Source organism: Enterococcus sp. 4E1_DIV0656, from assembly GCF_002140695.1.
GTDB classification, from domain to species: Bacteria; Bacillota; Bacilli; order Lactobacillales; family Enterococcaceae; genus Enterococcus_D; species Enterococcus_D entomosocium.
Genome location: NZ_NGLF01000005.1, coordinates 1 through 8,021, shown reverse-complemented (window position 1 = coordinate 8,021; position 8,021 = coordinate 1). Strand labels below are relative to the sequence as shown.

Genomic DNA, 8,021 nt, shown 5'->3' with positions numbered 1-8,021 from the left:
AGTGACGCCGCACCAGTAACTGTGAAGTATCAGGATTCCGAAGGGAATCAACTGGCGGAACCAAGTATCTTAAGCGGAAAAGTCGGCTTACCCTATGCAAGTGAAGCCAAAGAAATCTCTGGCTGGTATCTAGTGGAAACTCCGGCCAACGCTTCCGGAACTTTTAGTGATACAGAACAAAGAGTAGTGTACGTGTATAGCGCTAAATCGCATAATCCGAATAACAATGGTAATTCAAATAATCATTTGCCAAAAACTGGAGAACAGATTAAAGGACAAATAGTTTTAAGTAGTGTCGGAGCTTTATTGGTCACTCTAGTATTGGTGACATTTAGAAAACGTAAAAGAAGTAATCAATAAGAGTAAGAAAGAGTGTTCAGAAATGACTGAAGTGCTCCCCGTCAAGTAGACAGCTAAAAAACAAAAGTAAAACTATTCAGGAATCGAGTTGCTTGATTCCTGTTTTTTTATACCGCTAGCTTTCTAAACTCGTTTGGTGCTAGTTCGTTCAACACTTCCGAATAGCGATAGTTATTGTAATAGCACATATAACTACGCACAGATTTCTTTAACTCCTCAAAGTTCTGATAGCACTCTTGATAGAACTTCTCTTCTTTAAATGTGCCCCAAAAATGTTCGATCGGTTGATTATCCAGGCAGCGACCGACTCGGGACATGCTTTTGATGAACTTATATTTTGCTTCAAGTGACTTATAGTCATAAGAGGTGTATTGAAACCCGCGATCACTATGAAGAAGCGGTCTTGCGCTAGGGTTCTTACACATGGCTTTTTTAACAGTATCCATGACAAGTGAATTATTATTGGAATGACCGAGCGCCCAAGAAACAATCGAATGATCATAAAGATCGATGATGGCACTCAAATAAGCCTTTCGACCATTACCGTATTCCAATTCAGTAATATCCGTACACCATTTTTGATTGGGCTTCTCAGCGGTAAGTTTCCGGTTTAATACATTTTCAGCAACGTGTGCTTCCGTTGCTTTTATATAGGTCGGACGCTTTTTATTGATCACTGCTTTGATTCCCAGTACTTTCATTAATCGGTAATAACGCTTCCGAGAATAGTGCTTCTTAAGTTTTATATTGAGCTGCATTCGAATTTGTCGATAACCGATCGCGTCTTTTTTACTGTCGTATTTCTTTTTTATCTCTTTGGCTAGTTTTCTGTTTTCAAGTTCCTTTTTGGAAGGTTGCCACTTTAACCATTTATAGTAAGAAGAGCGTGCAATCCCAGCTAATTGACAGAGAGGAGTGATTGAATAGTGTTTTTCTTCATGCAGTTCTGAAATCGCTTGGTAGAGTTCAACGTTTCTCACTAACGTGAGGGTCGATTTCGTCGTTGAATCTCTTGTAACTTTTTTGCGAAGTCATTCTCCATTTCTAAATGCCTGTTTCGTGCTTCTAGTTCTTTTATTCTTAATTTTAGCCGTTCCTCTTCGGTTAAGAACTCACTTGATCTGTTTCGTCCACGGTTGTCTTTTAGTGCTTCTTCTCCGTGTCGTTGGTATTTTTTTACCCAAGAATACACTTGTTGGTATGAAACATCATATTTTTCAATCGCTTGCGCGTAATTCAGCTCGTTAGCGATTGTATATTGAACAATCTCAATGCGTTCTTGATAGGTCGTTTTACGTCCGTTTATCATGGTTTTGGGTACACTGCCTTTACTCGTAGATTTTAGCATTTCCCCATTAGTATAGCTTGAAATCCATTTTCTTAAAATAGTAGTCGAAGAAAGTTGAAACACTGCTGTTGCCTGCCGAAGAGATAGCTCTTCATTTATGACTGCTAGAACAGCGTTCCGTTTTAGATCACTCGTGTACCGTTTCCATGTTGTAGATTTTTTCAGTCCCTCGATTCCGTCATCATTATATTTACGAATCCAATCTTTTCTTGTCGCCCATGAAAGGGAATGCTTCTTGGCGATACTGTTCAAGCTATTTTGTCCATTCATCACTTCGGAAATAACTTGATATTTTTCTTCTGGAGAATAAAGGCTTTTCTTAGACATGCAAAAACTCCCTATAAAGTAGATTTAGAATTTTTGTTTTTTCTTTGTCTGCTTTATAGGGAGCATATCATGACCCGTTTCTGAACACTCTATTTTTGGATCAAATTTCTATGAACATTATTCTGTATCGTGTACAGAAACTTGTAACAAAATCCATGCTCAGTTAAGAATATAAGTCGATGAATTTTAGAACAATTTATTATAGGGGGCAGAAACTTTTAAGTTTCTGCCCCCTATAAATACCCCTTTAAAATTAATAGTGTATATTTTTTTCAGAACTTTAATTTGTAAGAATTTTGAGTTGTGATAAATTATTCAATGTGTTTTTATATCTGAATATAAATTTTAAAACAGCGCTATCGGTCTCTACAATGAGATTAGAACAATTTTCTTTTATACGGATTTATTTTTCTTTCCAATCGACACCAATCTTGTTCATCAGGAACTACTTTTATCAATAAGTAATCTGTTTCAATGACATATTCTGAGATATATCGACTATAATTCGTGACTATCAAATCTACAGATGCTTCATTTAATTGTTCTTTTGTAAGAGATTTTAGTGGCAAGAAGGTCAAAGAATGCTTTGTGCCAAAATGTTGTACGGCTTGAGTGCGTAGTTGCTGACTAGCATAGTGATCGCCTTCTAAGAGAAAATAGATATTTTTAGAGGGTGCACAGAAATTAAAAACCAGGTTGTTGTAAATTGTTAGGCTTACGCAGATGTCTTCCAAATAAGGTGTCGCTAAAAATCCTTCCTGCTGATTCTTTCTTAAGAAGCGTAAGTTCCGGTAATAATTTTCATTGTTAGAACGTAAAAGTCTTTCTTTTATATTAGGGGATTCCTTATTCAAAACGGGTGCAAGAATATGGTTGATTTTTCTTGATAAAAAAAATGATCTTAGAAAAGAATTTACTTGATCCTTAATATCTTTTTCTACTTCAAATTCTTTTAGGTATTCGTCAGTAAGATTTGCGATTTCCGCCCCGTGATTAAAGTGTAGATAAAAATTTTTCTCAGTTTCTTCCCGATCTACTGTCCGCTCGCAAATAGTAACCAAATAAATCCATGCAAATTCTTCTTCGGACAAATCTGTTCCGTAGATATTCTTTATGACTTCTTTTATAGAGCATATCAAAACGAAGCTCTTTCCTTTGCGGGCAAGCGCCATTAATTCTTTTGGAACAGCGACTGAGAATCCTATTCTTGCACGTTGGATAGCTATATATAAAGTGTAGTAAAATGCCGCAGGTGCTGTAATAGACCCAATATCATTATGTCCAAATTTTTCCTGTAACTGATTCATAAAACATTTGGGTAACTCAGAGTCTGGTACAAGGGTGTCAGTCATATCGCTACTTTCGTAATATAAATCCTTGAAGAATTTACGCACGTTTGCCTCATTTCCTTCAATTGTTAATGGACTCAATCCCCACTTTAACCCATATTCTGCTAATATAGGTGATGATTGTCCTAGTAGACGACGGAATGTACTCTCGGAAAAATGATAATGATGTGCGAGCTCATCTACTCGCATATATTTCCCTAAGAATATATTTTTAATAATTTCAAAAAAACATTCATTTTTTAGTAAATTTTGTTTTCTTTCCCTATATTTCAGGGGATTAATCTCTTTAAAAGAGAAACCCGTATGCCCAGAAGTCAATGTAACGCAGTCTACAAAGTAGTCTTTTATAAATTTTATATCATTGGCAATCGTTCGATAAGTCACTTGCATTTTTTCAGCCATTTCCCCTATTGTAAATACGGTAGTACTTTCCATCACGCTCAATAGGCGAAGCAAGCGTTGTGTCGCTCGATTGCTGATAAATATTAAGTGTAGATTACTCATTTTTCCTCCTTATTATTCTATACATACATTGTATTTTTACAATACTCACCAAGAAAAGTGCTAATTTATTTGAATTTTTCTGAACATTTCTATCCACACTAATAACATTAATCTCAAATTATATTGAAGATCATCGAATGCTTGTCTTTTGATTTTAAATCATACCCACATAATTCTTTAAAATAATCTCGATAGTCACACTCAACGATTCGAATGATTTCTTCGTTTGAAAAGTCTTCAAACTGAATCAATTCAGTCAATAACATGAATTTAGCATCTACACCCAATATCTCTGGAAGGATCTGCCAAAAGTTCTCTTGCGAAATACCTTCAATTAGTTGATCCAATTTTTGAATTTGACTATCCAAGTAAGCCGTCAAGGTGATTCGCTCTGATCCTGCTTGGTCAAATGCGGATTGAAACGGTTTGATATAGTCATTCTTTGTTTTCAATTGAGTCATTTTTTTTGTTTTCTCCTCTCTTTCATCAACTCTGTAGGTAATTGTTAGGTGATACTACATACCAATCAATGACCTTTAACGCTTGTTTGATTTCTCTTTCTTCATGGGTGGTCGGTAGATACACCACATTCACGCCATGCTGTGGCCTTTTTCTATTCGTTATGATCACTTCTAGTAACTATTCTGTTAATAAATAGTAGAAAAAGGAAAAGAGAGAGGTCTCTTTCCCTTTTGTTGTCAATTGCCGGGAACCGCACTCAACTCCCAAAGAAGGGTGGCAGAATAAGTAGTAGCTTCTGGATTTGCGCCTTTAGGCACATCCAGTGCGACACTTTCTCCTGCTGTCTCCCCATCACCAAAGCGATAGATCCAAGTACCTGTTCCTTCAGTTCCTTCCGCACGAATCAAAGTTCGTTTGTTTCCTGGTACCAACGTTAAAGGATTGGTGACTTGTAAAGAAGGGGATTCTCCACCGTTTGCGGTCGCTAGCTGTTGATTCGACAGGTTTAATCTCGCTCCGATGAGTTCTTGATTCGTTTGATTCTTAAACTGTTCTTTTTGTGTGACCGCGAGTTGCCAGCCATTGCGGTCGTTTTCTGAACGTCGATCACTGACCTGAACATAGTTTGGTCGTTCTTCAGACTCGTTCACTGTTCCATCTTCATTCAGTAAACGTTGTGGCTTAGCATAATAGGTTTGATCCTGAACCGAAATGGCTTGTGAACCAAAGTCGAAGGACGAAATAAAGTCAATACTTAGTAATCCTTGATCTTCTGGCAGTTCTGGTCTGTTTTCTGGATCCACTTCGACTTCTGGATCCAAAGGATCTACCGGTAAGATCGGTCCTAGATCCCCAACGGTTAGTATCGTAGCCGATTGAAACGTTACATCGTGAAACGTTAATTCAGTGGATGGGTTAATATTTCCTCGAGTATTATTTGTTTCTGGAGGATTAACAACGCCTGCTGTTACAGCTGATCCTTCGGCATCTCGTAGAAAGACTTGTATTTCATCATCCATTTCTAAAGAAACCTCACTTAAGTCTAATGTAAACCTACCATCAGCTTCTACATTGACCGCTTCAGTATTGAGTGGTTCGCCATTGTGGGTGGCTGTTACTTCTGCATCTAGATTATCCGTCATCCCTTGGATCGTAGTACTGTCTTGCGGAATGATTGACGAAGAAAATTGTGCCGGTGTTGGTGGGATGATTGGAAAAACCTCAACTGTTTCCGTTAAAATCTGGTGTTCGAAGCCATCCGTAAGTTCGCCACTGGTTAGTTCAACTTTACTGATTCGAACTTTTGATCCGACTTCTAGCGGTTCATCCAAATCGATTTCAAAGAGTCCGCCACGAGGTTCTTCACCATAAATACTGATCCCCGGTGATTCATTTGCATCACCAACTGTTTTGGCCGTATATTCTTGTGTGTTTTCTCCCGACGGGGATTCTACTTCTACGGTAACAATTGCTTCATCATCCCAAGCAGGACGACTACTGTCTAATCCCTCTGGTAAACTAACTCTGCCGTGAATTTTAGCATCCGCATTTGTTGGAACTCTAAGTTCATCCGCAATTGCCCAGCGACCATTATTGGAAGATATTCTTCTGAAATTGGAGAGACCTGTTGTACCAATTACTGAAGTATTTAACTCTTCAGGTTTATTGGTTGAGAGTAGAGTATTAAGGTGAATACCTGTAAATTGATAATCTAGAGTATCAAAATTAAAAGTAGGATTTCCAGTTATAGATCCCGTCCTTTCCCATAGTGATAAACCACTTTGTATACCAATTAATGTAGAACTAACATTGGTAGTAGAAATTGCTCTTCCACCCAGTTCTACATTTTGAATGTCGAAATACAACGGGTTATTGAAAATTATATCTGTATTTATATTATTTAAAGCACCTCCAGTAGATCTTCCACTTAGTTCTAAACTAGCTAAATTTGATAACTCAAAAATTGAACGGCCAGTGCTGTTTGACCTGAATGCATCTCCGTCTTCAGATATACTTCGCACCTTAGATCCAATTCCAGTTATAGTAAATTTAACTTCAGCAGATGAAAATGCATTTATTCCGGAATTATTTCCCGTTATTATCGTCGAATCATTTTTCGAAGTATAAATATCTATCGATCCACCATTAGAAATGGTTGAATAACTTCCTTCGGATGCTCCTACTTGCAATGCTGAATCACTGGGACCTTTCTCATCCTTTATGTCGAGATGACCTGAATCTATATTTAGAGTAAATTGCCTTGTAGAATGAAAGAGAGCTGATGATGAGGCATAACTTTCAGAATCACGTAAAATATTAACTGTAGCATTGTTACTGATCTCCATATACTGATCTCTTAAGACTCCTGTTGATCCATTAATACTAAAAACTCGGCCTCCTGAAGATGTAGCATTCACAGTTGCTGAGTCAGTAATTATAAATTCATTATTGCCAGTCCAGTGCTGATAGGCCGCTCCAGAGATAGCATTCAAATCAACACGTGTTTGAGAGCCACGTATCAATACTTTTTGATCGTCGTTATTAGTAAATATACTGTGTCCATCTACAGTGGATATATTGACTAAACTATCAGAAACGAGCAATTCTGATTTTGCACCCTCACTAGTGAGTCCTCGACGTCCATTGGACGTCACTAAAATGTTAAGTTCTGATCCATTTGAAATCGTTGTTTTTGATTCAGCCCCGCGTACGTTAATGGCATTATTTGTTATGTTTGATGCAGCGTCTCCTGTTGTAGGAGATATACCACTTGATGTCGTAACAGATAACTTAGACCTATCTGTAACCAAAAGCTCTGGACGAGGATTATTCGCCCCTCCTATCAGGATGTTTTCTACTATTCCACTTCCTCCAGCAGTTAGGATAAATTCACTTTGGTTACTCAAAGAAAGTAATGCATCTGTTCCTTGTAAGATCATCCCTTGCGAAGCGCCGGTATCAGTCATCAGTAAACGACTACTTTCCATTAGTACTTGTGGCGTTGCCCCCTGCAAATAAACCCCTCGTCCGGTTGTTGCATTCATGGTCATTTCCGTACTAGATAGTGATACTAGTGGAGCATTACCAACCAAGTTTATTCGTTGTCCACTGCTGCTTGTAAAACTTACTTTTGATGAATCAAAAATTAGTTGTGGTGATTCACCAGTTATGTTTGTTGTAACACCTGTCGTTGAAACAAGCTGAATCGTGCTATTTTCTGACGAAAAAGAGGAGTGATCGCCAGTTAGATTTATGGTTGCTTGTGTCGCAGAAGTAACGGATAACTCAGAATTGTTGACTAAAAGCTGCGCATTGTCTCCAGACAGATGAATCCCCCTTTTGGCTAATGTGCTTCTGACTGTCAGTTGAGCGTTTGAATTCATCGTTATTTTAGGTGTTGTTCCTCTTAATGCAATCGTATTATTCGTTGTTTCTGTAGGTGCCGCTGTTGTCCCAACAGTAGCTACATCCAATTCTCCACTTTGTAGAAAGACTTCAGGGTTTTCTCCTCTTAGATCAATCGTATTAGCCACTCCTGCAGTAGTTGTGATCGTAACTGTTGCACCTTGTTCTACCGTAATCTTGGGATCCGCTACTGTAGCAGAAGAAAACAAGACCGTCGCATTCCCGCGACTAATCGTTACTTGCGCTTGATTCATTGCTTTGACTTC

6 protein-coding genes are annotated in these 8,021 nt (G+C 38.0%); 1 reads left to right on the top strand and 5 read right to left on the bottom strand.

All coding sequences use genetic code 11. The features are described 5' to 3' along the window. The coding region (locus tag A5882_RS19160; RefSeq protein WP_254908563.1) for a MucBP domain-containing protein at positions 1 to 360 on the top strand (360 nt) is incomplete at its 5' end. A gap of 107 nt (positions 361 to 467) precedes the next feature. On the opposite strand, the gene A5882_RS19155 is transcribed toward A5882_RS19160, so the two are convergent. From A5882_RS19155 to A5882_RS19135, 5 genes are all read right to left on the bottom strand, one after another. After that, positions 468 to 1,340 (bottom strand): IS3 family transposase, encoded by an 873-nt coding sequence (locus A5882_RS19155; RefSeq protein WP_086373526.1) that lies wholly within the window; start codon positions 1,338 to 1,340, stop codon positions 468 to 470. Continuing rightward, the gene (locus A5882_RS19150; protein ID WP_086373525.1) at positions 1,340 to 2,035 is read right to left on the bottom strand and encodes a helix-turn-helix domain-containing protein; all 696 of its coding nucleotides are present in this window, start codon (positions 2,033 to 2,035) and stop codon (positions 1,340 to 1,342) included. Before A5882_RS19150 ends, A5882_RS19155 begins: the two co-directional genes overlap by 1 nt. A gap of 377 nt (positions 2,036 to 2,412) precedes the next feature. Next, complete coding sequence (locus A5882_RS19145) at positions 2,413 to 3,888, bottom strand: helix-turn-helix domain-containing protein (protein ID WP_086373524.1); 1,476 nt, start codon at positions 3,886 to 3,888, stop codon at positions 2,413 to 2,415. A gap of 113 nt (positions 3,889 to 4,001) precedes the next feature. Then, positions 4,002 to 4,349: a hypothetical protein gene (locus A5882_RS19140; RefSeq protein ID WP_086373523.1), complete on the bottom strand. Its 348-nt coding sequence runs from the start codon at positions 4,347 to 4,349 to the stop codon at positions 4,002 to 4,004. A gap of 237 nt (positions 4,350 to 4,586) precedes the next feature. Then, complete coding sequence (locus A5882_RS19135; protein ID WP_254908562.1) at positions 4,587 to 8,009, bottom strand: WxL domain-containing protein; 3,423 nt, start codon at positions 8,007 to 8,009, stop codon at positions 4,587 to 4,589. Positions 8,010 to 8,021: the final 12 nt, after the last annotated feature.

What these genes read in the sequence shown, in the direction of transcription:
- A5882_RS19150 (WP_086373525.1), bottom strand. Translation starts at nt 2,035, where the DNA reads ATGTCTAAGAAAAGCCTTTATTCTCCAGAAGAAAAATATCAAGTTATT.
- A5882_RS19135 (WP_254908562.1), bottom strand. Translation starts at nt 8,009, where the DNA reads ATGAATCAAGCGCAAGTAACGATTAGTCGCGGGAATGCGACGGTCTTG.
- A5882_RS19145 (WP_086373524.1), bottom strand. Translation starts at nt 3,888, where the DNA reads ATGAGTAATCTACACTTAATATTTATCAGCAATCGAGCGACACAACGC.
- A5882_RS19140 (WP_086373523.1), bottom strand. Translation starts at nt 4,349, where the DNA reads ATGACTCAATTGAAAACAAAGAATGACTATATCAAACCGTTTCAATCC.